At 54.7% G+C, this 23,087-nt stretch carries 26 protein-coding genes; 7 read left to right on the forward strand and 19 right to left on the reverse strand.

Annotated elements, in window-relative coordinates; all coding sequences use genetic code 11:
* The 7 genes from AC2FID_RS15510 to AC2FID_RS15540 all read right to left on the reverse strand — a co-directional run bounded on the left by AC2FID_RS15510 (position 1) and on the right by AC2FID_RS15540 (position 5,775).
* Positions 1-708 carry an ABC transporter ATP-binding protein gene (locus AC2FID_RS15510; RefSeq protein ID WP_496755611.1) on the reverse strand — a complete coding sequence of 236 codons (708 nt, stop codon included), beginning with the start codon at positions 706-708 and terminating at the stop codon, positions 1-3.
* Positions 701-1,429: an ABC transporter ATP-binding protein gene (locus tag AC2FID_RS15515; RefSeq protein ID WP_496704902.1), complete on the reverse strand. Its 729-nt coding sequence runs from the start codon at positions 1,427-1,429 to the stop codon at positions 701-703. Before AC2FID_RS15515 ends, AC2FID_RS15510 begins: the two co-directional genes overlap by 8 nt.
* Positions 1,430-1,479: 50 nt before the next feature.
* Complete coding sequence (locus AC2FID_RS15520; RefSeq protein ID WP_282153286.1) at positions 1,480-2,760, reverse strand: ABC transporter substrate-binding protein; 1,281 nt, start codon at positions 2,758-2,760, stop codon at positions 1,480-1,482.
* Between the two features lie 43 nt (positions 2,761-2,803).
* Complete coding sequence (locus tag AC2FID_RS15525) at positions 2,804-3,730, reverse strand: 3-hydroxyacyl-CoA dehydrogenase family protein (protein WP_496837564.1); 927 nt, start codon at positions 3,728-3,730, stop codon at positions 2,804-2,806.
* Positions 3,731-4,516: an SDR family NAD(P)-dependent oxidoreductase gene (locus AC2FID_RS15530; protein ID WP_085823198.1), complete on the reverse strand. Its 786-nt coding sequence runs from the start codon at positions 4,514-4,516 to the stop codon at positions 3,731-3,733. It lies immediately after the preceding gene.
* Positions 4,517-4,527: 11 nt separating this feature from the next.
* Entirely contained in the window at positions 4,528-4,872 is a 345-nt protein-coding gene (locus tag AC2FID_RS15535; protein WP_282170015.1) for a cupin domain-containing protein, read from the reverse strand.
* 66 nt (positions 4,873-4,938) lie between these two features.
* Complete coding sequence (locus AC2FID_RS15540) at positions 4,939-5,775, reverse strand: cyclase family protein (RefSeq protein ID WP_282121277.1); 837 nt, start codon at positions 5,773-5,775, stop codon at positions 4,939-4,941.
* Between the two features lie 214 nt (positions 5,776-5,989).
* On the opposite strand from AC2FID_RS15540, the gene AC2FID_RS15545 reads away from it, so the two are divergent.
* Positions 5,990-6,736: an IclR family transcriptional regulator gene (locus AC2FID_RS15545; RefSeq protein WP_282121276.1), complete on the forward strand. Its 747-nt coding sequence runs from the start codon at positions 5,990-5,992 to the stop codon at positions 6,734-6,736.
* A 186-nt stretch (positions 6,737-6,922) separates the two neighbouring features.
* On the opposite strand, the gene AC2FID_RS15550 is transcribed toward AC2FID_RS15545, so the two are convergent.
* From AC2FID_RS15550 to AC2FID_RS15595, 10 genes are read right to left on the reverse strand one after another with little or no spacing between them, the layout of a single operon-like run.
* Entirely contained in the window at positions 6,923-7,984 is a 1,062-nt protein-coding gene (locus AC2FID_RS15550; RefSeq protein ID WP_496760886.1) for a cytochrome-c peroxidase, read from the reverse strand.
* A gap of 59 nt (positions 7,985-8,043) precedes the next feature.
* The gene (locus AC2FID_RS15555; RefSeq protein WP_496837565.1) at positions 8,044-8,421 is read right to left on the reverse strand and encodes a hypothetical protein; all 378 of its coding nucleotides are present in this window, start codon (positions 8,419-8,421) and stop codon (positions 8,044-8,046) included.
* Positions 8,418-9,224 carry an amidohydrolase family protein gene (locus tag AC2FID_RS15560; RefSeq protein WP_496837567.1) on the reverse strand — a complete coding sequence of 269 codons (807 nt, stop codon included), beginning with the start codon at positions 9,222-9,224 and terminating at the stop codon, positions 8,418-8,420. Before AC2FID_RS15560 ends, AC2FID_RS15555 begins: the two co-directional genes overlap by 4 nt.
* A gap of 20 nt (positions 9,225-9,244) precedes the next feature.
* Positions 9,245-10,111 carry a dioxygenase family protein gene (locus AC2FID_RS15565; RefSeq protein ID WP_108862224.1) on the reverse strand — a complete coding sequence of 289 codons (867 nt, stop codon included), beginning with the start codon at positions 10,109-10,111 and terminating at the stop codon, positions 9,245-9,247.
* A 10-nt stretch (positions 10,112-10,121) separates the two neighbouring features.
* On the reverse strand, positions 10,122-11,426 hold the full coding sequence (locus tag AC2FID_RS15570; RefSeq protein WP_496837569.1) for a TRAP transporter large permease: 1,305 nt from the start codon (positions 11,424-11,426) through the stop codon (positions 10,122-10,124).
* Complete coding sequence (locus AC2FID_RS15575) at positions 11,423-11,974, reverse strand: TRAP transporter small permease subunit (RefSeq protein ID WP_496837571.1); 552 nt, start codon at positions 11,972-11,974, stop codon at positions 11,423-11,425. The genes AC2FID_RS15570 and AC2FID_RS15575 overlap by 4 nt, the downstream gene beginning before the upstream one ends.
* Positions 11,975-12,004: 30 nt before the next feature.
* Positions 12,005-13,078 carry a C4-dicarboxylate TRAP transporter substrate-binding protein gene (locus tag AC2FID_RS15580; protein ID WP_058273383.1) on the reverse strand — a complete coding sequence of 358 codons (1,074 nt, stop codon included), beginning with the start codon at positions 13,076-13,078 and terminating at the stop codon, positions 12,005-12,007.
* A gap of 33 nt (positions 13,079-13,111) precedes the next feature.
* Positions 13,112-13,567, reverse strand: coding sequence for an OsmC family protein (locus AC2FID_RS15585; RefSeq protein WP_109312673.1), 456 nt, complete (start codon positions 13,565-13,567; stop codon positions 13,112-13,114).
* Positions 13,568-13,585: 18 nt separating this feature from the next.
* Positions 13,586-14,251, reverse strand: coding sequence for a malonic semialdehyde reductase (locus AC2FID_RS15590; RefSeq protein ID WP_496837572.1), 666 nt, complete (start codon positions 14,249-14,251; stop codon positions 13,586-13,588).
* Positions 14,248-15,132 (reverse strand): fumarylacetoacetate hydrolase family protein, encoded by an 885-nt coding sequence (locus tag AC2FID_RS15595; protein ID WP_282121267.1) that lies wholly within the window; start codon positions 15,130-15,132, stop codon positions 14,248-14,250. The genes AC2FID_RS15590 and AC2FID_RS15595 overlap by 4 nt, the downstream gene beginning before the upstream one ends.
* 84 nt (positions 15,133-15,216) lie before the next feature.
* Between AC2FID_RS15595 and AC2FID_RS15600 the strand changes: the two genes are divergently transcribed.
* The 5 genes from AC2FID_RS15600 to yghX all read left to right on the forward strand — a co-directional run bounded on the left by AC2FID_RS15600 (position 15,217) and on the right by yghX (position 20,105).
* Positions 15,217-15,603, forward strand: coding sequence for a YciI family protein (locus tag AC2FID_RS15600; RefSeq protein WP_496837574.1), 387 nt, complete (start codon positions 15,217-15,219; stop codon positions 15,601-15,603).
* Between the two features lie 42 nt (positions 15,604-15,645).
* Complete coding sequence (locus AC2FID_RS15605) at positions 15,646-16,311, forward strand: GntR family transcriptional regulator (protein WP_496837576.1); 666 nt, start codon at positions 15,646-15,648, stop codon at positions 16,309-16,311.
* A gap of 1 nt (position 16,312) precedes the next feature.
* A complete protein-coding gene (locus tag AC2FID_RS15610; RefSeq protein ID WP_496837578.1) occupies positions 16,313-17,611 on the forward strand; it encodes a malonyl-CoA decarboxylase in 1,299 nt (432 codons plus the stop codon).
* Positions 17,608-19,131 carry a malonate--CoA ligase gene (locus AC2FID_RS15615; RefSeq protein WP_496837579.1) on the forward strand — a complete coding sequence of 508 codons (1,524 nt, stop codon included), beginning with the start codon at positions 17,608-17,610 and terminating at the stop codon, positions 19,129-19,131. The genes AC2FID_RS15610 and AC2FID_RS15615 overlap by 4 nt, the downstream gene beginning before the upstream one ends.
* Positions 19,132-19,217: 86 nt before the next feature.
* Positions 19,218-20,105: a YghX family hydrolase gene (gene yghX, locus AC2FID_RS15620; protein WP_496755623.1), complete on the forward strand. Its 888-nt coding sequence runs from the start codon at positions 19,218-19,220 to the stop codon at positions 20,103-20,105.
* A gap of 209 nt (positions 20,106-20,314) precedes the next feature.
* On the opposite strand, the gene AC2FID_RS15625 is transcribed toward yghX, so the two are convergent.
* Positions 20,315-20,986 carry an HAD family hydrolase gene (locus tag AC2FID_RS15625; protein ID WP_496837581.1) on the reverse strand — a complete coding sequence of 224 codons (672 nt, stop codon included), beginning with the start codon at positions 20,984-20,986 and terminating at the stop codon, positions 20,315-20,317.
* A gap of 169 nt (positions 20,987-21,155) precedes the next feature.
* Positions 21,156-22,034 carry a LysR family transcriptional regulator gene (locus AC2FID_RS15630; protein ID WP_496837583.1) on the reverse strand — a complete coding sequence of 293 codons (879 nt, stop codon included), beginning with the start codon at positions 22,032-22,034 and terminating at the stop codon, positions 21,156-21,158.
* A 75-nt stretch (positions 22,035-22,109) separates the two neighbouring features.
* On the opposite strand from AC2FID_RS15630, the gene AC2FID_RS15635 reads away from it, so the two are divergent.
* Entirely contained in the window at positions 22,110-23,024 is a 915-nt protein-coding gene (locus AC2FID_RS15635; protein WP_496837585.1) for a DMT family transporter, read from the forward strand.
* Positions 23,025-23,087 lie beyond the last annotated feature (63 nt).

Raw genomic sequence — 23,087 nt, forward strand, 5'->3', positions numbered from 1 at the left:
TTATTCGATCCCGAAATAAGCGCGCGAGATGTCTTCGCGCGAAACGGTGTCAGACGCGCTTTCCAGCGAAACGCGTCCCTCTTGCAGGCAGTAGACCCGGCTCGAGACCGACAGTGCCTTGGTGATGTCCTGTTCAACGATGATCGCGCTCATACCCTCGCCAATAATGCCGGGAAGCGCTTCGTAGATGTCTTTGATGATTATCGGCGCCAGCCCGAGGCTAACTTCGTCAAAGAGGATCAAATCGGGATTGGCCATGAGAGCGCGCCCGATAGCAACCATCTGCTGTTGACCGCCAGAGAGCGAAGTAGAGGCCTGATCTTTTCTCTCTTCAAGAATTGGAAATAGATCATAGACGGCTTTCAGATCCCAGGGGCCTTTGCGGCCAACTTGCGCACCTATCATCAGGTTTTCTTTGACTGACAAAGAGGGGAACAATTGACGACCTTCTGGAACCATGGCGAGGCCAAGTTCGGCAACCTCGTCCGCTCGAAGTCGGCTGACATCCTGCCCCCGGTAGTGGATCTGACCCGGTCCGTTCGTCAGCAACCCTGTGATGGACCGCATCAAGGTGGTTTTTCCCGCACCATTTGCACCAATAATGGCAAGGACTTCGCCCTCGCCCACGTCCAGCTCGACGTCGTAGAGTGCTTGGAAGTCGCCGTAGTATGAGTTCAAACCGCGTGTCTGGAGAATTGGATCATGCATCGGCTTCGATCCCCAGATAGATCTCTTTGACTTCAGTGCTTTCCATGATTGTTTGCGGCTCGCCCTCAGCGATCTTCTTTCCGAAATCGATAACGATCAGGCGGTCCACAACAGCCAGAAGCGCATGCACGACGTGTTCGATCCAGATGATGGTGACGCCGGAGGCATGAATGTCCTTGATGGTTTTAACCAGTGACTTGCACTCAGCTTCGGTCAGCCCACCGGCGATTTCGTCCAGCAGCAGCAATCTTGGCTTGGCGCAAAGCGCGCGTGTCAGTTCCAGACGTTTTCGTTCCAGCAATGTCAGGCTACCTGCAACAGTGTTTGCCTTTGGCAGCAGCTCCGTTTGATCCAGTACTTCCAGACAAAACCGTTCAGCTTGGTGCCCACGCAGCCCAGCCGATTGCGTGGCAGCGATCATGGCGTTTTCGAAAACGGTCATGCCCGAAAATGGCTGCGGGACCTGAAACGAACGTGCGATCCCTGCATGGCTGCGTCTTGCGGCGCTCCATTTGGTGACGTTCTGACCATCAAAGTCGATACGTCCGGAATTCGGTTTCAGCGTCCCTGTAATCAGATTGAACATCGACGTTTTACCGGCGCCATTGGGGCCAATCACCCCAAGCGCCTCACCTTGTTGGACCTGATAGTTCAGCGCATCGGCGACAGTGACTGCGCCAAATGCTTTGCTCAGGTCTTGGAGATTCAGGATTGTTGTCATGCTTCTCTCGGATGAAGGGTTCGGCGCCAAGATCGGCGCCGAACAATTTGTCAGCCCAGCAGCTTCATGTCGGCCGTCACCGGAACCTCGGGCGCGGTGCTGTTTGCAACGATCTGCAACTCATACGCGTCCCCGGACTTTTGCCACTGACCACCGACCAATGGTGTTTTAGTGACATTGTTCATCGGCCCATCACCCCAGTTCACCGGCCCGACGATGGTGTTCAGGTTGGTGGATGTGATTGCCGAGATGATCGAAGTGGGGTCTTCCAGATCATCAGCCCGTTTGATCACGTCGGCGACGACCTCGAACAGAGCGTGTTTGAAGCCAAGCGGTTGCGTCCATGGACGTCCCGACTCTGCTGTGTACCCTTCTGCCAGTTGTTTCGACGAAATGCCGGTCAGCGAGGACGAGAACGGGTGATGTGGAGACCACCAGACCTCGGTCGACAATCCATCGCCACGATCGCCGAGCGATTCAATGACAGACGGGAACAACAGCGCCTTGCCGATCGTGACAACCTTGGGGTTGAACCCCTGCTGTGCGGCCTGGCTCCAGAACGTTGCGAAATCCGGCGGGATCATGTTGCCGGTAACGATTTCACATCCAGCCGCCTTAAACGCTGCGATCTGGTTTGAGAAGTCGTCAGACAACGGCTGATAGCGGCCGGGATCGGTCAGCGTGTATCCTGCAGCAGCAAGCGGTTTGGGCAGGCCCAGTTCCGCATCACCCCAAGCATTGCCATCGGCATCATTGGGGAAAAGACCGCCCACGGTCTTGGCCACGCCTGTCTTGTCCCACATGTCGAGGAACGCGGCGATAACGTCTTCAAGACCCCAGAAGAAGTGATAGGTGTTCTCAAACCCTTCGCCCGGAACGCCGTTGCGGCCAAAGAAGTACGGCTGCCATGGGCAGTCGGTTGTGATGCAGGGAACTTCATTAATCTCTGCCTGGTCAGCGACCGGGTTCACCGTGTCCGGCGTTGACGCCGCGACGATGATATCGACTTCATCGCCCAAGATTAGGTCAGCGGCGACCTCTGCAGCGCGGTTTGGATTGGACTGGCTGTCTTTTGAGATTATTTCGACATTCCAGGTCTTGCCATTGTTGTCCAACCCCGCCGAAAAGACCTGCTGAATGGCTTGCAGCACATATTCGTCGGCCTCGGCAAAACCGGCCAGTGGTCCGGTGCGCGGGCTGACGTTACCGATCCGCAGCGTCGGGTTCGCGGCATAGGCCCGCGTTGCCCGAAGGATGGCCGGCGCAGCAATCGCCGCTGTGGCACCGGCTATGAAACCACGCCTTGTGGCTGTTTTGAAAGTCCTTGTCATTGCGTCCTCCCTTCACCGGCCTCCCGCCAGTGTTTGATTGATCTTACAAAGTCTTCTCGAGATTTTTCAGATGCGTTGCGACACGCTGGCGAACTTCATCTGCCTCGCCTTCGGCCCACTTTCTGAACCCTTCGCCGGATTTCATGCCCAACTTGCCCGCATCGACGAGCGCCTTGAGATAGGTTGAGGGGCCCTTGTGCGCCTCAAGATCGTGCAGCACGTTTTCATGGATATCGAGCGTCAGATCGGTGCCAACAAGGTCAGCGTTCTCTAAAGGTCCAAGCACTGCCAACCGGCGGCCAAAACTGGACTTGATCACGGTATCAACCGCCTCTGCGTCGCAGATACCGTTTTCCACCAGACTGACCGCTTCCCGCCACAACGCGTGTTGAAGGCGATTACCGATAAAGCCGGGCACATCCTTTTCGACCATCACCGGAGTTTTTCCGGCATCCTTCAATAGATCGTACATTGTCTGTGCAGTCTCTGAGTCTGTCCACTCAGTCTTGATGACCTCGACCAACGGGATCATATGCGGCGGGTTCCACCAATGCGTTCCGATGGCCCGGTTTTTCAGCCGCAAACCAGACATGATCTGAGTGATCGGCATGACCGAAGTATTGGATGCGAGAATGCAAGTCTCTGGTGCATGCGCCTCGATTTCAGCAAATATCGCTTGCTTAAGCTCCAATTTTTCCGGTGCCGCTTCGAAAACCGCGTCCGCATTTCGGACCGCGCTTTCCGTTGTCGCAAAGATCTCAATCATCTTGAGGGTCTTTGTGATTTTATCCTCGTCATCCCCCATCGCCGCCATGCTGGCGCGAATGCGCTCTGACACCGTATCCCGGGCTTCTTTCACCGGATCCGTGATGGCGACGAATTGACCGGCCTTCGCTAAAGTCAGTGCAATACCATGGCCCATAAGACCTGCGCCAATCACTGCCATCTGCTGTTTATTACGCACCATCATTTAGCCCGCCGTATATCCACCGTCGGCATGAAGGATATGCCCGGTGTAGAAATCAGATGCCCTCGACGCGAGAAACAGCAGAGGACCGGCAAGGTCTTCTGGCTCACCCAGTCGCCCCTTGGGAACACGGGTAAGGAAGCCATCGCGCACCGCTTTGGCCTCGTCGGTGTCTTCGAACATCCAAGCTGTCAAAGGAGACCTGAACACTGTCGGAGCGATCGCGTTGACGGTAATTCCAGTCGGCCCGAGCTCACACCCCAAGGCTTTAGTGATCCCGTTTACTGCAGCCTTTGATGCGCAATACGCAGTATAGCCAGCCGGGTGGCCAAGGATACTACGAGCGGAACTGACGAAGATGATCTTGCCATATTCGCTGACCTTCATCTGTTTCGCAGCCGAACGCGCAAGTAACCAGCTTTGATTGACGTTGGCATCCATCACCGCATCAAAGGTTTCGGGAGCCATTTCGTTGATTGGAGCGACTTTGTTCATACCGGACGCGACGACGAGAATGTCCAGCTTGCCAAAACTGTTGACCGCTTCATCGACCAACGCGTCGCATGACGCTTCATCGTTTGGGCGTGTGTTCACTGTTACAACAGCAGCTCCGAGCTCCTCGCACTCTTTGGCAATCTCATCGAGCGCTTGTTGGTTGCCTGCTGCCAAAACCAAGTTGCAACCGGCCCCGGCAAGAACACGTGCGGCCACCATGCCAAAAGCCCCAGAGGCCCCCGTGATCAGTGCGACATTGTCCTTAACATCAAACATCTTGAGTGGATTAGACATACTATTCGTCCTCAGCTTTCTGGCGGGTACGGAATGACGACAAGCATCTTGCAGGTGTGGTTCGAACGGTTTTCAATTTTACGAACTTCGCCCGGCGCGATCGTGCAGCTGTCCATGGGACCCAGGGTGGTTTCCACTCCATCAACGATGACGGTCATTTCGCCGTCCAAAACCACGTAGACCTTCTCGAACGGCGTAGAGTCCGGCCCCGCGCCTCCACCCGGCAGGAACTGACTGAAGCCGATCCATTGATTTGTCGGCCCGCCTTCCTCGAACCCCTGCAAACGAAGCCCGTGGCATCCAAAGTGGTTCGGTGCTTCGTAGGGTTGGGCGTCTTTAAACCGCTTTAGATGCATGTTCGTCCCCGCTCAGGATTATAGTAATGGTGGCCGCCGGCGAACCGGCGACCGGTCCGTGAGTGTTCAGAATTCTTCGCCAGCTTCGATACGATAGGACTGGTTCTTGTCGATCATCGCCACCAGGCGGATGATGCAGCCATCACCACGGTCCCAGTTCCAAGGGAAGAATGCGAAGGTGCATCGCTTGCCGGTCACCGCATCAAGGTCACCGCCAACATTTTCAATTCCAAGAATACCTCTGGAGAACAGCATATTGTGCACCGGTTCCCACTCAGGGAAGTCAACTTCCCACGGAATTCCGCCTGACCACTCAAGATATTCCTTCTCAAGATGCGGCATGATCGGACCGTTTCGCTGCGGGCCAATGGCTGTTGCCAGCGGGTGGTCGTTTGCCTGGGTGTCATGCCCGACCACTTTCACACCTTTTTCGATCATCCACTCGGCGGCTGAAGGAACAAGACCCGGGCAGTAGGCGAAGTAGTCACCATCTTCGTACTGCTTGTGCCAACCGGTATTGATGATCAGAACGTCACCCTTGCGGATCGCGTGCCCGCAAGCCTTTTCCAGATCATCGCCTGTGATTTGCTCCCACTTTTTCTTGGGGACAGAAACCACCAGGCCCGAACCGAAGAAATGCGGCAGCGGTACCTCGTCGATGAACGGCGTTCCCTGAACAACATGTGCCGGCGCATCGATATGCGTGGTCACGTGCATGGTCGTGGTGATCGTTTGCGACAATACGCCCGACTTGGCCATATAGTGTTTGCGGTCGATCTGGACGTCTTTGAAATAGGGCCAGTTAGGGCATTGAAACCCGTATCTGTGACTCAGGTTATAGAACTCCAACCCCATGTCATTGTCGGTGTTTGCCTGAAACTCAATGCCGCGGATTTCAACCATTGGGCATATCTCCTCTGTTCGCCGACGAAGCGGCGTTGGTCGATTTGAATTGAATGGGTGGCCTCCCCACCTGTCCCGTATCATGATGCATACGCACCGCGATGCGGTCAACTTAAAACTCACATTACGGTTGACTTGCACCGCATAGTGGTACAGCTTGCCAGTGCGCCTGACACCCGCAGCGGCAGAACCAAGAAACGAAGAGGAGGTGTAAATGCCTGATAAAAATGACAAAGGTGGCATTCAGGTCATTTCGAGAGCAGCTTCGATTCTGCGTGTCCTGAAGGAAAGCCAGTCCGGAATGAGCCTGGGGAAAATTGCCGAACGCGTTGACCTGCCCCGCTCTACGGTACAGAGAATCACTAGTGCCCTTGCGGAAGAGAAGTTTGTTATTTCCGATGCGAATGGAGGCGGTCTGCGGCTCGGCCCTGAACTGAACGCCCTTGCCGGAGCGGCCCAATATAGCATTGTCGAGCACTGCCGGCTTCTCTTGACTGAACTGACACAAAAGACCGGAGAAACAACTGACCTAGCGGTTATGCGCGGTATCGGTATGGTTTTTCTGGATCAGGTTCCCGGCGTATACCGTTTGACTACAGTTTCGCAAGTGGGCGAGGTTTTTCCTTTGACCACCACGGCGAATGGCAAAGCATGTCTTGCCAAACTCAGTAAAGAAGATGCGATCAAGCTAATTCGAAACGAATGGGACCGGAACGGAATCCAGAGGAACTTAGATGAGTTTTTGTCCGAACTGGCCATGATCCGAGAACAAGGCCTTGCCTATGACATGGACGAGCATTCTGCCGGTGTGTCGGCAATAGGATTTTCCTTCGTCGATTGGGTTGGAGATTTGCACGCAATCTCCATCCCGGTGCCAACGACACGGTTTTCACGACAAAAAGAAACTATTGAACAAGCGCTTCTTGAGACAGCCGCCAATATCCACCAAACTTTTCAGTGATCTGACAAGCGAAGTTTGGGTTCGGTTGAACCGTGTACCCCGACTGACTCAATCGTACACTATAATTGGAATAGACTCGGGAGAGCACTTTCTTGAAGAGAAAATGCTCAGACACCAAGGTCTACAACGGTCTCCAAAACCGCAAGCCAGATAGCCCATTTCCAAGCCGTTAACACAAGCGCTGTGTTAAGGCACTTTGGACAGTGACTCCAAAAATGCAGTTAAGTCTGCAATCTCCTGCTCAGACAAACTCAACTCCGAAAGAATGGCTTCACCGTCGGCGTGCAACCTTTCTGTATCAATTTCGCTGTAGTGCCTGATCACCGCATCCAAGTCGATCAGGCTGCCGTCATGCATATAAGGCGCGGTTTCGGCCACGCCCCGTAGGCTTGGCGTACGAAAGGTCCCAAAATCTGAGTGGCTCCTGCGGACACTGCGAACCACCCATGCACCTTGCTTTTCTGCATCGTCGCTCCAGTTGCCGTCCAATGTGTAAGCATTTGAAAGCAAAAAGTTCAATCCACCGAACCGCCCGTCGTCGACCTCGGTTTCGCTCAGAAAATATGGAACGCCTGCGTCATGGAACTCATTGTTGGAAAATCTCGGACCATTGTGGCAAAAAACACAGTTTCCACGCCCTATGAACAGCTGAAGACCTCGCTGGGCAGCTTCGGGGTAGTTCGCAGCGGCTGCTAAATCTTGGTTCTCCAATGCATCGCGAAAATCGTCAAATTGCGTCCGGCCGGTTGCCAATGTTTCCAAGTAAGCGGATAGCGTTTTGGCAGTGTTCACCAGCACAAGTTCTGGATCTTGAATCTGGATGTCGCCAAATATGGCTTCAAAATCATCAATGTAGATACTTTCCGAGATAGCTGCCTTTAGGCTTTCTTTACTGTGCGCCATCTCTTGCTCTTCGATGATCGGATGCAAGCTAGCTGCCCACAGGCTATCGCTCTTACCGCCCCAACCGTACCAGCGGAGACCAGCAAGGTTCCGCAGGGATGGAGTGTTTCGATCTACCAGGACGCGACCAAATGCTCGCGCGTCGGACGTGGTAAATGCCTGTTCAGGGTCATGACAACTTGCACAAGTAAATGCTCCGTCGGCTGACAACACCGGATCGTTGAATAAGGCCGCTCCCAGCGCAATCGCTCCTGTATCGTTTGAAACCCTGTTGCTTGGATCCGACTGAAACGAAATTGGCCATGGTCCGAAGGACAACGTTTGCTGAATTTCGTCATCAGACAACAGGACTTCAGAACGAACGGCCCCTGCTAGGACTACAAACGCCGCTGTCACCAGCACCTTCATTTTAGAACGACATCGGAAGTGTAGGATATCGATCGCCTGCCAAAGTTGGTGTCAACTCGCAGTTCCCACAGCCCCGGCATGTGAAACAGCATGTTATCTGCACGAAACACCCTATCGCCTAATGCGGTGATTTTGGGGGCGTAGTTTAGCCCGTGTTGGTGAGCAGGCATTATTGCATCGACGCGCACCTCACTCACGGCAACATCATCACAGACTGTCAGAAGAATAGAAAACGGTTGGGACAATCGAATTTCGTCGAGCGCCACATGCACCTTGGGTGCGTTTTGAATTTCCGAACTCATGCGTTGCCCTGCCGTTTCACAAGCGAAGGCCGCGCCAGATGATACTAGAAACCAGACAACCCAGCGGATCATTCTGATGCCAGTAAACGTTCTGCGTTTGCGTATGCGATGTTGTCTGCGATCTGGTCCGGAAGCAAATCCAACCACTCCCGTGAAAAATCAGCATGAGGGCCTACGTAGTACCAACGCTCTGGAGCGAACGTATCCGTACCAACCATAAACCGATCCGGGTGCGCTTCGAACGCAGCCTTCCAATCTGGGTCAACACGGCCCCGCGAGACCATATCAGAGCGAAACGCAAGATCGGCCCAAAGCCTTGGATAGGTTTCCAAGGCATCAGTCACACTGGCCGGGTCGTCAAAGCCAGAGTGGGCCCACAATACCCGAGCTTCGGGCCAGGCCTCAAAAATCAGGTCAACGGCCTCTCGATCGCCGTGGTGATGCAGAATTAGGTTCCGTTCTTTTGCCAGCGAGATCATATGCTGGATGACCGGTGTTTTGATATCATCACCATAAGCGTGAAACTCGCCGATGGCTTTGTATTCGTTCTTCGCCAGATTTGCTTCCAGATAACCGATTACCGTTTCATCGTGCATCCAGGTGTTGATCTTACCGCGGCGACGGTAGGGGCGAAGGGCTGGAACAACAATGTCCGGCGCTGCGGCCAACAGTAATTGGGTACCGTTGTCATCCGAGCTGGAAACCAGTGCTTTGCGCACGCCTGCGTCCCGAAGGATTTTGGCAACTTGTTCGGGAGGAACCTGTTTGACGGCATCATGGCTGTAATGAATATGCGCATCGAAGATCGGTCGCTCTTCTGCGATGGCAGTACCACAAAGAAGCGTTGCACCTAAAATTAAGGTATGTTTCAGCACCGCACCACCCTCAATAGCATTCAAACTCTGGCAAGCTTCACATCAAACTTTACGTGCAAGAAAGGTTCAGTGATCTTGCCAGAAAGTTCCATGCCTTCGGGAAATTCTGAAGCCGGCCTTTCAACATAAGTCATTACCAGGTCATCCCGAACACCAAACACTGTATCCTGATCCAGGTAGGGATCGTCGTCGGGGAAAATCTCGGTAACTAAGGAACGGTGCCCGGGTGCCTTAACGATATAGTGCAGGTGCGACGGTCGCCAAGGATGGCGACCGCAGGCGCGCAGAATGTCCCCGACAGGCCCGTCTGACGGCACGGTGTATTCGACTGGCTTGACGGTCGTGAATGCATACTTACCGTCCTCACCAGTTGTCATCAGGCCATGAAAAGAAAAGGTGTCCTGTTCTTCATCCTGGCTTGCATACATTCCATTTGGCGCCGTTTGCCAGATGTCGAGCTCTGCACCGCCAATCGGATTACCCTCTGCATCCCAGATAACGCCCTCGGCCAGCAAAACCGGCCCACCGTAGTGACGCTTCATATCACCACCGAATGGCAGTGGCGGTGCGCCAGAAACGTGAAAAGGCCCAAGAACAGACGAGCTTGTGGCATCTGGAGTTGAATGGAGCATATCCACCAGCGATGACAGTCCCAACACGTCCGAGGCCAAGACAAACTCATGCCTATCTTCGGTTTCCACAGCGGCGCACTCCTCCAGAAATGCAATTCCCGTGCGCCATTCGTCATGCGTCAGGTTGGTTTCACGGGCGAAATCGTGGAGGTGCTTGACCAGAGACCCCATGATTTCACGCATCCGCGGATCAGTATCCTTGGACAGGTATCCCATGAACACATCGGTGATATTGTCTTTGGTGACAGAGCGCATCTTGGCCTCCTTAAATCAGGGCAAGGCTGAGGATCGGGAACTCGATCAGAATGAACAGAACGATTAGCATTACAAAGGCGAAGGGCAGCGCGCCCATAAACACGTCTTTCAGCGAGATGCGGTCGTCATTGATCGTCGATTTGATGACGAAGCAGGATATGCCTAGTGGCGGGGTCAAAAGCCCGATTTCGGCGCCGACCACGGTGATGATACCAAACCAGATCAGCGACATATCCAGCGCTTCGGCCATAGGCAGGAACAACGGGACAACAATCAAAATGATGGATGCGGTATCGAGTAATGTTCCCAAAAACAGCATCAAAAGCACGTAGAGCAGCATGATCGACCAGAAGGACGCCGAATTTCCTGCAAGCAAATCCTGCAACTGGTTGGGAAGCCCGGCCAGTCCCAGCATGCGGCTATAAATTGACGCTGCAGTGATCAGGAACAAGATCGCCGCTGTGATGTGGCCGGTTTCCAGCAACGCGTCCCAAAACGCTTTTGGGGACATGGACCTGCGCAGGACAGCGATGATCAACGCTACAAATGCCCCGGCTGCTCCTGCCTCGACCGCAGTAAGCCAGCCGGTGTAGATCCCGCCAAGAACGATAGTGATGATGCACAATGTCGGCAGGGTTTTGGATGCGATCTCGCGCCCGGACATCCATTCGGTATCTGCCACGATGCGGCCACCGACAAACGCCGGTGTGAATCGGCCCATGGCCCAGATCGCGCCAACATAGGCGATCGCCAACATGATCCCCGGAATAATCCCCGCCAGGAACATGTCCCCCACCGATTGTTCGGCGACAAAGGAATAGATGATCAGCATTGCGGAAGGCGGGATGATCATGCCCAAAACCGAAGACCCGGCCACCACGCCAACAGCAAAGCGCGGGTTGTAATCCTGCGCCATCATCTGCGGCACCGAGACTTTGGTGAACACGGATGCGGATGCAATGGACGACCCGGTCACGGCGGCAAAGACGGCGTTGGCTCCAACCGTCGCCATTCCAATCCCGCCTTTGACCTTGCGAAACCGCATGGTCATGACTTCGTAAATGTCCCTGCCTAACCCAGCCTTTGAAACGATGAGCCCCATGAAGGTAAACAGCGGGATAGTCGCGAAGCTATACTCCATCGCGCTGTCGCCGACCGCCACTTTCAGCAGGTTCAGCGCTAGTGTGAAGTTGTCCCGCATCAACCAGATCGACACAAACGAGACGACGCCTAAGGCGATGGGAATGTAGACGCCCGCATAAATCAGGAAAACAATGGCAACGACCGAGATCAGGCCAATCTCAATCGGCGTCATTCTGCGGCCTCGTCATGTTCAGGGGTGCGAATAAGTTGCGGACGGTCCTGCGCCGTGACGACCTTGAGCAGGAAGATCACGCAGGCAAGCGCAGTACCGCACGCGATGACCAGTTTGACCGGCCACCATGGCAATGTGAAAAGACCGGGAACTCCGAAGTAGTCCTGTGTCTGCCACATGTGTAGGAATTCAGGGAATGTCACATAGGCAATCAATGCCATGAAGACCGCCGAGATGGCATTGATGATGCGCCTCAGGTTGGCTGTCAGGCCCGGGCGACGATGGTGTAGCAGGTTCAGGAACCCGTCCGAGCGTGTTAACCGATCTACTCTGACCACGTCCGCCAACTGCAGAAAGACGATCATCACGACCGAAAACTGCACCATCTCATAAGTGCCACGCAATGGGGCTGAAAACAGGCCACGAGCAATAACGTCGACATTCAGAACAACCACCAACGCTAGGACGACGAGCGTACCCAAAGCGTTGGCGGCGATTGCAAGTGAATTGGCGACCCGCGACAGGCCAGCAACTGCGGTCTTCAGCATGAAAGGCCCCTTTCGTGGATCGCCGGACAGTTATTCGGCCGTCCAGTCACGCACTCCGGTGAAACCGGCGTCTTGAAGCTTGCCAAGGTAGGCGGCCAGCATTTCAGTTCCTTGTTCGCCGTTGTCATTCAGCGTCGCGGCCCATTCCTGCGCGACATTCGGCATGGCATTTGCCCATGCGGCGCGGTCTTCGTCCGAAACCTCAACGATCGTTCCACCGGCTTCAACGTAAGCATCCCGCGAAGCAGCAGCCCTGTCCATCGCGATACCGGCGACATGGTCACGGTAATCGATGGCAACCGCCGTCAACACCTCTTTGACTTCGTCCGGCAGGCTTGCCCAATAGTCTGCATTAACCGTGATGGTTTTTGAGTTCACAGCACCCAGATCGGCCTTGAGCATATACGGGGCAACTTCAGCGATCTTGAACGTCTTCGCCGCTTCGGGCCACAGCATTCCACAATCAACCAGACCCGTCTGAAGCATGTTGTAGAAATCGGTCAGCCCACCGCGCACACCTGCCGCATCCTTGATGCCTTCGAGATACCGCAAGTTGAGGCCAGCACCTGCAATCTTGCGACCCTCTAGATCTGATACCGAGGCAACCGGTTCCGTGCAGAAAATTTGATACGTGTCTAGGACAACACCTGTGGCCAGATAGACTTGGTTCTGCGCAGCAAACTCGTTCTGCATCGCCGGGTATTCGCGTGCGATTTCATCTACGGCCTTGGCCACGGCACGGGAATCCGATGCCACAAAGGGTGTCGATCCCGATATACCCTGGCTGGGCAGCTTCGAAGAATGGAAGATGGTTGTGACGATGCCTATGTCACCAAGGCCCAGCTGGATTCCCTCCAGAACGCCTTTCGGCTTTACGATTGAACCGCCATAGTTCTCCTGCCAGTTCATCTTGTAGTTGCCGGCGTCGGCCAGTCGCTTGTCCACCTCCGGAATGAAGAAGTTGGTGAACTCCTTCACCCATAATGCCCGGTCTGGGTAGCCATCGATGACAACGGCAGAAATAGTTTCCTCTGCTGCGGCGGGCAGCGCCATGACGCTTGCCAGAGCAGCTCCGATAAGGCTGCGTTTGGTCCAGATTTTCATTTCTCTCCTCCCAGAAAGTCGGGCCTTTTGTCTTTATTGGTTTGTTTTGACCCAGTTGACGGTCAGGTCCGTGCCTGCCGCTTCAAATAGTTTTGCGATGGCGCAATACTTGGCTGTCTCTTCGCCCACCCGTGTCAGCTCCTCCTGACTGGCGGGCGTGTCACACTTCACGGTGAGCTCGATTTCCGGAAACGGAACATCGATCTCCTCCTCCATCAGGACACCGCGCCGATCCAGCCTGCATTTCGCGTCGATTGTCACCGCGCCGAGATCAACTCCCAACCGGTGTGCATTCTTGTGCCCGATGACGTTCGTACAGGCGATCAAGGCTGCCATTGCGGTTTCGGTCGGAGACGGGCCAAGATTTGTTCCGCCGCGTTCGACGGGTTCGTCGACAACCACATCAAGGTCGCGAATTGGGATCTCGGTACGCGCATGTGTCGGGCATTGAGCTGTCGTTCGGTAAGTCACGACAGGTTTTACTTTCATGGCCACGGTGTTACCTCCTCATGCATACGAGCAAACCTTTTCGAATGGAAAACGTGGAAGCTTCTGGAACAAACCGGTCTCGTCTGCGTAGCCCAAATTGCAAAGAAAATTGGACTTGAGCGTCGTGCCCGCGAAGAACTCCTCGTCGACGATCTTGTTCGAAAAACCTGACATGGCGCCGACGTCCAACCCGACAGCCCGGGCCGCAATCATGAAGTACGCGCCCTGCAGAGTGCCGTTTCGGTAGGCCGTGTCCGCTACGTATTCGGGTTTGTTTTCAAACAAGGGCCGCCGATCTTCGTGCGGGAAAAGAAAAGGTAGTTCCTTCCAGAAGTCCAAGTCGTAGGCAATGATCGCCGTGACCGGTGCATCCATCATCTTTGGCACGTTTTTCGGCTTTAGCGACTTGGCAAGCCGCTCTTTTCCCTCTGCGCTTTTCACGAAAATAAAGCGCGCAGGCAACGTGTTCATGCTGGTCGCGCCGTTGATCGTGATGTCGTAGATCTCTTCAAGTATGTTGTCAGAAACAGGCTTGTCGGTCCACGCGTAGTGCGATCTGGATTCGCGCAGGATCAAGGCAATCGCGTCATCCGACAAACGTGGAATCCGTTCGCGCAGATCGCGATGATCCTGCTGCGCCTTGGCGCGAAGTGCCTCCAGCTCTGCCCCGGTTGGTGCGCTCATGCTGCGGCGACCTTTGACTTGGAGTCCTTTTCGTCGATGATCGGGCTAGCGCAGATTCCGATGCCTTCAATTTCGACTTCGACGGTTTCACCCGGCCTCAGCCAACGTGGATTGGGCTTTTTGGCGTGACCGACACCCGGTGGTGTGCCCAACGCAATCAAGTCTCCGGGCTCCAGAGTGGTGTATTCCGAAATCGTCGCAATGACCTGACGAACGCCCCAGATCATGTTGGCGGTGTTCGAGCTTTGTAGGATTTCATCGCCCACGCGGCTTTCGATCTTCAGACCGGACGCCCCTTCGGGCAGTTCGTCCGGCGTTACGGTGAAAGGACCGATCGCTCCCGTATCATCGAAGTTTTTGCCAGGCGTCCATTGAACGGTTTTGCGCTGATAGTCCCGCAGCGACCCGTCGTTGAACACGGTGTAGCCAAAGACATAAGCCAGTGCGTCCTCTTCCGAGATATGCCGACCTCTTTTTCCAACGATCAGCATAAGCTCGGCTTCGTAGTCTAGCTTCTCAGAACAGGTAGGCCGCACCATGGGCTGCCCCGCCGCCATGATCGAGTTTTTCCCGCGCATGAAAAGCGTCGGATACTCCGGAATATCATATCCGCCTTCCTTGATGTGGTCCGTGTAGTTCAAACCCATACAAATGATCGTGCCAGGCGCGACCACCGGCAATGCTGGCTTGATAGACGACACAGGCACACTGTCTGCGGCGGCGATTTGGTCAGACAGTGAGTCGGCCAGCTCAGGCTTGGCTATTAAACCCATCAGATCGGAACCGACGGTAGCGTCCAAAGCCGTTAAATTCACTGCGTTTTCACCGTTCACAGCAAAGACCGCAGTGCCTTCCGAGGTTTCTCCCACCAGGTATTTCATTTTCACCATCCATGTCAGTTCGCTTGATTTTTGCCGACTATTTTGCAATATGTCAAATAATATCGATATTTTTGGAGATCCACGATGGTTGCTTGGGCAGATTATAAATCAGAAGCGAAAAGCCGTGGCGCGCTGGCGCTGGAACTCTATGTTGCACTCAGCACACCGACCAAAGCGCCAGACGACGTAAAAGCATCCCTTCCGGATCACTTGGCGTATCAGGCGGATCTTGAACGCGCGGGAAAGTTGGCTTTTGCTGGGCCGATGTCGGATGAGACCGGTGAGCATATGCAAGGGGTTGGCCTGATCATCTATCGCGCTGACAGTCTTGAAGCCGCGCGGAAGTTGGCCGAGGGCGACCCCATGCACAAAAGCGGGGCGCGCAGCTTTGTACTTCGGCGCTGGATGATAAACGAAGGATCGCTGAACCTTTCAGTTGGTCTATCGACTGGCACGAGCGCCCTCAGTTAAGAGCACTCAAGAGTTTTTGCCGCCAAAAAGGAACAGTCGGATATGGACGCCATGCTTGATACCGAGGGCAAAGAGACATCAGCCACTCATGGCGCGTATCGAAGGCTGCGCGAAATGATCCTGACCGGCGAATTGCCACCCGGACAAAAACTTAAGATCGAGCAACTCCGCAGCCTTCTGAACACTGGCGCAAGTCCAGTTCGCGAGGCTCTTAGCCTTTTGACCTCAGACATGTTGGTCGAACGGATGGACCAGCGCGGGTTTAGGGCTGCGCCAGTGAGCAAGTGTAACTTCGAGGAAATTCTTCTGTTGCGATGCAACCTCGAGGAAACCGCGTTGCGTGCCTCCATCGCCAACGCGGATGCGGCCTGGGAGGATCGGCTTGTTTTGCGTCACCACCATATGAAAAAGGCCAGCCAAAATGGGGCACACGACTTTGAAGACGCTCACAAAGCGTTTCACATGGCGTTGTTGGACAATTCGAAACTGCCATTGCTACTGCGATATTGCTCGCAGCTTTACGACCTGAACATCCGCTACCGCTATCTGGCGGCCGGCGGGTCGAGCTATAAAAAGCGGGACATCGCCGCCGAACATCATCACATTCTGGACGCCGCATTAGATCATGACGCAGACAGCGCGACCAAGCACTTGATCGATCACTACCGTCGAACGGGTGAGTACCTGAGCAGCCAGATGGATTCCTGAAATGCAACGGAATTGGTTTCTGGGCGATCTATTAAACCAATTGCTGGACCGTCCTGACAAAAGGCGTGGCAAGGATGACATACGATCCATTGCTGAACTTTGCGAGGCGCTTTTGTCCACAGAAGGTGAGGTATCAGGCTTCACGCTCGCGTCCACCATTCTTGATCGCTACCAGACCCTAGATGACGCGGGAAAACTGGACTTTTTTGTCTACTTGAATGACCAGCTTGAGTTAGACGCAGAAAAACTCACTGACACGGCGCGCCTCTATGCCAATGATCGAAGTGTCGATCTATATCAAAAGCTTAGTGAATCCGCAGAACCCAGGCGGCAAGAGTTATTGCGTCGCTTGAACCAGCCGTCTGGTGCGACGCAAGAACTTGTGGCTATGCGCGTTGATCTACTGCGATTTCTCAAATCTGATGCCGAACTCAAGCGAACCGATATTGATTTTGTCCATTTGTTGAGAAGCTGGTTCAATCGAGGCTTTCTTGTTCTCAAGCAAATCAGCTGGGATACGCCTGCCCGCGTTCTGGACAAGATCGTCGCATATGAGGCGGTTCACCAGATCAACGATCTGGACGACTTGAGGCGCAGGCTCTACCCACCTGACCGTCGTTGTTTTGCGTTCTTCCACCCTTCAATGCCCGATGAGCCGCTGATATTTGTCGAGGTGGCCCTTACAACTGAAATCCCGGGCGCGATCGATACGCTTTTGTCTGAAGCTCGAGAACCGATTGAAGCCGAGCATGCAAAAGTCGCGGCGTTCTACTCCATTTCAAACTGCCAAAAGGGTTTAGCAGGAATCAGTTTTGGGAACCTGTTGATCAAACAGGTTGTGACCGAACTTTCGCGAGAGCTTAGAGGTCTCGACACCTTTGTGACCTTATCGCCTATACCAGGGCTTAGCCGTTGGCTGGCCGGCGAAACAGAACATCCAGAGCACGGCCATACCGCCCAGGCCGTACTGGCAGCGACAGCCTCAGCGCAGGACGTGCGCGCGATGGCTGCCCGGTATTTGTTGCTTGCGAAGCGCGAAGACGGGATGCCGTTAGATCCCGTGGCCCGCTTTCATCTGGGCAATGGCGCTGAACTTCATGAGCTGCACGCTGACGCAGATCAGTCGCCAAATGGGCGCGCCCAGTCCGGAGGCGCGATGGTCAACTACCTTTACGATTTGAACAAAACCGAACGTCACCACGAAGAATTCGCGACACGTGCCACGATCCAAGCCTCGCGTTCAGTTCGTGCGGCTTCAACTGCGGCGCTTGCGATCAAACCAAGGGAAAATACAGCGTGACCAATACCCTCTACGACAGCTTGTTTGCCCTCCACGAGGGCAACAAAGCTCCATTCCTGCAACTTGATGATGGCAAGGTGGTTTCCTATGACGCGTTTCTGAAGCGCGCCGCACAGATCGCGCATGTTTTGCAGAACAGCGGAGTTTCTCCTGGGGATCGCATCGTCGTGCAGGCCCCCAAGCTGGCTGATACGATTGCGCTCTATGCTGCTTCGGTTCAGGCAGGTGCTGTCTACCTGCCACTTAACACTGCCTACACCATGGCAGAGTTGGACTACTTCATCTCTGATGCTCAACCGGCGATGATCATTTGCGACAGCGACGATGAAGCTGAAATCAAAAAATTGGCAGCCCAATCGGGCGCAAAGCTGCTGACCCTCGGCGGCGATAGTCCAAGCCTAAGCCTAGAGGCTGACGTACAACCCTGCGTATTCGAAACCGTGGAGCGCGCACCGGACGACCTTGCGGCTTTGCTATATACATCAGGCACTACGGGCCGTTCGAAGGGTGCAATGCTAAGTCAGCGAAACCTGCTGTCCAATGCCCAAGCTCTTGTGGAATTGTGGGCCATCACCAGCGCCGATCGCCTGCTTCATGCGCTGCCAGTCTTTCACACACATGGGCTTTTCGTGGCGATGAATACGTCATTGCTCGCAGGTGCCAAAGTTCGGCTTATGGAAAAATTCGACATTGGCATGATCTTGGAAGAGTTGCCCCACTCGACCCTTCTGATGGGTGTCCCCACTTTCTACACCAGATTGCTTGCGGATGACGGTTTCACCAAAGAGGTCACAGAGAGCATGCGTTTGTTCATTTCTGGTTCGGCCCCATTGCTAGCCGAGACCCACCTAGCGTTCGAAACGCGCACCGGCCACCGCATCCTTGAGCGCTATGGAATGACCGAGACGAACATGAACACCTCGAACCCCTATGACGGTGAGCGTCGCGCAGGAACTGTCGGCTTGGCGCTTCCCAGCACCGAGGTGATCGTTACCAAACCCGAAACTGGAGAACCGCTGCCCCGGGGCGAGGTTGGAATGATCGAAGTACGAGGGCCCAATGTGTTCCAAGGCTATTGGCAAATGCCCGAGAAAACCGCCGAAGAGCTACGGGAAAACGGGTTCTTCATCACCGGAGATCTGGGTCAATGCAGCGAGGATGGTTATCTGTCGATCGTTGGTCGGTCAAAAGACCTGATCATCACTGGTGGTTACAACGTCTACCCCAAAGAAATTGAAGACGTCTTGAACGACATCGACGGCATCCTGGAATCGGCAGTTTTTGGCATTCCCGACACTGAATTTGGCGAAGCTATCATTGCCACTCTGGTTGCCGAGCCTAGCGCGCAACTTGACATGGAACAGATCGCGGTGACCATCAGAGACAAGCTGTCTCGCTTCAAACATCCGCGTCGCTACGAAATCGTCCCGGGCCTGCCGCGCAATACAATGGGAAAGGTCCAAAAGAACGTGCTGCGCGAACAGTACGCGCAAAAAGAACTGCCAATGGGTGTGTCCTAGCAGCCCGCTGAAAAACTCAAACCAACCACGACCCTTTGATCTGACAACCTCTCACTTCGAACTGCCTATTCATCAGGAGATTCACTATGACTCGCATGACGGCAAAGGACTTCGACCAGGAACTTCTGGACCTGTACGACTTTTACGCGCACGGCAAAATCACCAAGCGCCAGTTCCTGGACCGCGCCGGTAAGTTCGCGGTTGGTGGTTTATCTGCGGTCGCGTTGCTGAACATGCTCAGCCCGAATTATGCTTCGGCCGAGCAGGTATCCTTCAACGATCCCGATATCCATGCAGACTACATCACCTATCCTTCACCAAATGGAACCGGCGACGTTCGGGGCTACCTTGTTCGGCCTGCAGGCGTTGAAGAGCCCCTGCCAGCAGTGCTGGTCATCCACGAAAATCGCGGCTTGAATCCCTACATCGAAGATGTGGCGCGCAGATTGGCGAAAGCCGGGTTCATGGCTCTGGCTCCAGACGGCTTGACGTCGGTGGGCGGATACCCAGGCAATGACGCCGATGGGCGCGAGCTGCAAAAGACAGTGGGCCGGGTCGAGTTGATGAACGATTTCTTTAATGGGTTCGAATACTTGTTGAACCGGGATGATTGCACTGGGAAGGTCGGCGCTGTTGGTTTCTGCTACGGCGGCGGTGTGGTCAGCGCAATTGCCGTGGCTTATCCCGAACTGGCCGCTGGTGTCCCGTTCTACGGGCGCCAGCCAGCGGCCGAAGATGTGGCCAAAATTCAGGCGCCGTTGCTTGTTCAAATGGGAGAGCTTGACGAACGCATCAACGCGGGCTGGCCAGATTTTGAGACTGCTCTAAAAGCCAACGATAAGGTTTACGAAGCCTATATCTACGAAAATGCCAACCACGGCTTTCACAATGACAGCACGCCACGTTACGATGAAGAGATGGCAAACCTGGCTTGGGACCGAACCATTGATTGGTTTAATACCTATCTGAAGTAACTGCGGCGGGCTACGAAGCCGACCTTGCGTTGGTATCGCTTTGCGGACGCCCACAGTTCTCCGAGAACAAATCCCGTGAAGTCCGAGCACTCTGACTTTCGTGATTAGAGAAACCGGCCTTTCGCAGCGCTCGCAAGATCGTTCGCCATGCGAATTCACAGATCGCAGACAAACTGCGCGTTCGCTGCAGTTGCGTGAAAGTCAGCTTTCTATTTCGGAACTACCATCAGACCAACCGCGTGGGCGCCGGCGATGATGTTGCTGGCGATGTGATGCCCGAGCGCACGCAGTTCGGCGTCGGGGGCGACGATATCGGGGACCTGCACCGTTATGAGGCCCGCCGCGTGGGCCGCGCGGACGCCGTTGGGCGAATCCTCGAACGCAACGCAGTTTGACGGATCGTGACCCAGACGTGCCGTGGCATGTAGGTAGATATCTGGCGCGGGCTTGCTGGCAGCGACCTGATCACCGCCTACGACGTCGCGAAAAAGCGCGCCGAGACCCGCTCGCTCGAGATGCAAATGCGCCTTTTTCGTCTGGGTGCTGGTGGCAATGATGTAAGGTATATCCCGCTCGCGCAGGTGTTCTGCCATCGCGCGCGCACCCGGTTTGACGGGGATGTAATCCGCCAGCCGTTGCGCGATTTCGGCGTCCCAGACGGCATTAAACTCTTCCAGATTGACGCGCCCCGCTAGCCCTTCGGTCAAAAGTCGGCGTCCTAGCACACGGTTCGTGCCGACTAGCCGCCGGAACAGGTCGTCGTCTTGCGGCAATCCGAGTGCGTCAAGCGTGGTGCGGAAGCCTTCGAAGTATACCCGCTCGGTGTCGAGCAACAGGCCATCCATATCGAAGACGACGGCTTGGGGAGTAGGAAGAGGCATGAGGTGTGGCCGTGCTGAGGTTCGAGTGTGCGTAGCTTGAATGAACGTTTTCGGGCGCAGTGGAAAGGCCTTAAGCGGGCATTGCTGCCGCCCACTTAGTGATTTCTAATATCCGATTTGAACTCAAAAGTTAAAATCGCGACGTCGCTTCTTTCTTTTGTACACGTCGTCAAAAATCGTCTCTACATTTTTCTACGACCTCAACAAAAGCGACCGCCGCAGGGGGTGGCGTTGCGTGCGGATGCATCGCGAGACCAATTTTTCGTGTCCTGACTGAATTCAGCGGTTTGCTGACCCAGCCCTCTTTACCATTCGTTGGCGGCAAGGCCATCTCGGCCACGACCGAGACGCCTTGGTTGCGCGCCACCATAGTCAACGTACTTAGCATCTGCGATGTCCGGTACCGCACATTTGGACTAAGACGGGCCTGCGTGAACAAACGGCGAATGATCCGGGCAGAACCAGATTCCGGCATGATGAATGGCATTTCGCACAGTTGCTCCAATCGGATTGAAGATTGCCTGGCCAAAGTATTATCGGCAGCAACCAAGGCGACAAACTGGTCCTGTGCCACAGGCCAGGTCCGAAAGCGTTCATCTGGTAACACGACAAAACCAAGATCAATGCGCCGGTCTTCGATCCAACGGATAATCTCATCGTCAGCGGCTTCTTCAATCAGTACTTCGATACCAGGATGGGCTGCATGAAATGCTTCGAGAAGGCGCGGCAATATCTGCAATGATGACGTGGCACCAAAAGACCCAATGCGCAGTCTGCCGGTCTGCACTCCACGATATTCCGAGGCCTCCTGATGCATAGCGTCGGCTAGCCCAAGAATTTCGCGTGCGCGGGATAGAAGTCGTTCGCCCAACGGGGTCAGTTCGATTGGGGATACGGTGCGATTAAAAAGCGTGATGCCAAGCTCATCCTCAAGACTCTTGAGGGCATGAGACACTGCGGGCTGACTTATCCCAAGTCGCAATGCAGCAGCCGTAAACCCGCGCGTTTCGGCAAGAGTGACAAAAATATCAAGCTGACCAAAAGTCATAAGTAAATACTCATTTGACTATAACATAGTATAACTGAAATTCGGCATGGGCAATCCGATGTTTTAGGTGTTTCCATGTCCCAAGCCCTGTCATATCCCATAGCGTCGCAGAACGCTTTGCTTTACGTCCGGCTCTCAATGGTGGCCTTCCTGTGGGGCGGCACATTTGTTGCCGGCCGCGTCGTTTCGGGTGAAATGCCCCCTCTGGTCGCGGCAACCGCTCGGTTTGGCCTGGCATCTCTGGTATTGCTTTATCTTGTCTGGAAAGCGGAAGGTGGTTTGCCTCGCCTCACTTGGCGGCAGAGCGTGTTGATGGGGCTTCTCGGACTGTCCGGCGTCTGCCTTTACAACCTGTTCTTCTTTGCCGCTCTGGCTGAGATGCCAGCTTCGCGAACGGCACTGTTTGTTGCCTTCAATCCGATAGCCGTGGCTCTAGTCGGGGTACTGATCGCGCAACGGCTCCTACCGATTGGGCAAGTTGCCGGGATTTGTGTGGCACTAGCCGGGGTCGTGATCGTGATTAGCGGAGGGGACGTTGCCGGACTGATGACTGACGTCCGGCAGAGTTTTGGGCAGGGAGAACTGTTCATGCTGGCAGCGGTGGGTAGTTGGGTGGGCTATACGCTTCTTGGACGCAAAGCTCTGGGAAGCCTCTCGCCACTGGCGGCAACCACTTGGGCTGCGCTGATCGGGTTTTTACTTCTGGCATTGGGGTTGCCGTTGGTCGGTCCCGTGCAAGTGCCTCAGTTGCCCACATTCACCTGCACTTTGGCCATCATCTACCTGGCCATTGGTGGAACAGTCGTGCCATTTGTTTGGTACTATCGAGGGGTACATTCGCTTGGGCCTGAGCGTGCGGCGGTGTTCACCAATCTAGTCCCCGTCTTCGGGGTAGCCCTTGGGGCTGCTATTTTGCGCGAACCGGTTGAGGTTTCCATGCTGGTGGGCGGTGCGCTAGTGATTGCCGGAGTTTCACTCACCAACCGATGATGATGTCAAATGCCAAGAAACAGTCGGTTAGACAGGTTTTTTGTAGATCGATTGCTGGCTTTC

This window comes from Ruegeria sp. CDSC068 (assembly GCF_059610545.1).

Coding starts and splice junctions, on each gene's coding strand:
- AC2FID_RS15510 (WP_496755611.1), bottom strand. CDS start 708: ATGCATGATCCAATTCTCCAGACACGCGGTTTGAACTCATACTACGGC.
- AC2FID_RS15515 (WP_496704902.1), bottom strand. CDS start 1,429: ATGACAACAATCCTGAATCTCCAAGACCTGAGCAAAGCATTTGGCGCA.
- AC2FID_RS15520 (WP_282153286.1), bottom strand. CDS start 2,760: ATGACAAGGACTTTCAAAACAGCCACAAGGCGTGGTTTCATAGCCGGT.
- AC2FID_RS15525 (WP_496837564.1), bottom strand. CDS start 3,730: ATGATGGTGCGTAATAAACAGCAGATGGCAGTGATTGGCGCAGGTCTT.
- AC2FID_RS15530 (WP_085823198.1), bottom strand. CDS start 4,516: ATGTCTAATCCACTCAAGATGTTTGATGTTAAGGACAATGTCGCACTG.
- AC2FID_RS15535 (WP_282170015.1), bottom strand. CDS start 4,872: ATGCATCTAAAGCGGTTTAAAGACGCCCAACCCTACGAAGCACCGAAC.
- AC2FID_RS15540 (WP_282121277.1), bottom strand. CDS start 5,775: ATGGTTGAAATCCGCGGCATTGAGTTTCAGGCAAACACCGACAATGAC.
- AC2FID_RS15545 (WP_282121276.1), top strand. CDS start 5,990: ATGCCTGATAAAAATGACAAAGGTGGCATTCAGGTCATTTCGAGAGCA.
- AC2FID_RS15555 (WP_496837565.1), bottom strand. CDS start 8,421: ATGATCCGCTGGGTTGTCTGGTTTCTAGTATCATCTGGCGCGGCCTTC.
- AC2FID_RS15565 (WP_108862224.1), bottom strand. CDS start 10,111: ATGCGCTCTGTCACCAAAGACAATATCACCGATGTGTTCATGGGATAC.
- AC2FID_RS15570 (WP_496837569.1), bottom strand. CDS start 11,426: ATGACGCCGATTGAGATTGGCCTGATCTCGGTCGTTGCCATTGTTTTC.
- AC2FID_RS15575 (WP_496837571.1), bottom strand. CDS start 11,974: ATGCTGAAGACCGCAGTTGCTGGCCTGTCGCGGGTCGCCAATTCACTT.
- AC2FID_RS15580 (WP_058273383.1), bottom strand. CDS start 13,078: ATGAAAATCTGGACCAAACGCAGCCTTATCGGAGCTGCTCTGGCAAGC.
- AC2FID_RS15585 (WP_109312673.1), bottom strand. CDS start 13,567: ATGAAAGTAAAACCTGTCGTGACTTACCGAACGACAGCTCAATGCCCG.
- AC2FID_RS15590 (WP_496837572.1), bottom strand. CDS start 14,251: ATGAGCGCACCAACCGGGGCAGAGCTGGAGGCACTTCGCGCCAAGGCG.
- AC2FID_RS15595 (WP_282121267.1), bottom strand. CDS start 15,132: ATGAAATACCTGGTGGGAGAAACCTCGGAAGGCACTGCGGTCTTTGCT.
- AC2FID_RS15600 (WP_496837574.1), top strand. CDS start 15,217: ATGGTTGCTTGGGCAGATTATAAATCAGAAGCGAAAAGCCGTGGCGCG.
- AC2FID_RS15605 (WP_496837576.1), top strand. CDS start 15,646: ATGGACGCCATGCTTGATACCGAGGGCAAAGAGACATCAGCCACTCAT.
- AC2FID_RS15610 (WP_496837578.1), top strand. CDS start 16,313: ATGCAACGGAATTGGTTTCTGGGCGATCTATTAAACCAATTGCTGGAC.
- yghX (WP_496755623.1), top strand. CDS start 19,218: ATGACTCGCATGACGGCAAAGGACTTCGACCAGGAACTTCTGGACCTG.
- AC2FID_RS15625 (WP_496837581.1), bottom strand. CDS start 20,986: ATGCCTCTTCCTACTCCCCAAGCCGTCGTCTTCGATATGGATGGCCTG.
- AC2FID_RS15630 (WP_496837583.1), bottom strand. CDS start 22,034: ATGACTTTTGGTCAGCTTGATATTTTTGTCACTCTTGCCGAAACGCGC.
- AC2FID_RS15635 (WP_496837585.1), top strand. CDS start 22,110: ATGTCCCAAGCCCTGTCATATCCCATAGCGTCGCAGAACGCTTTGCTT.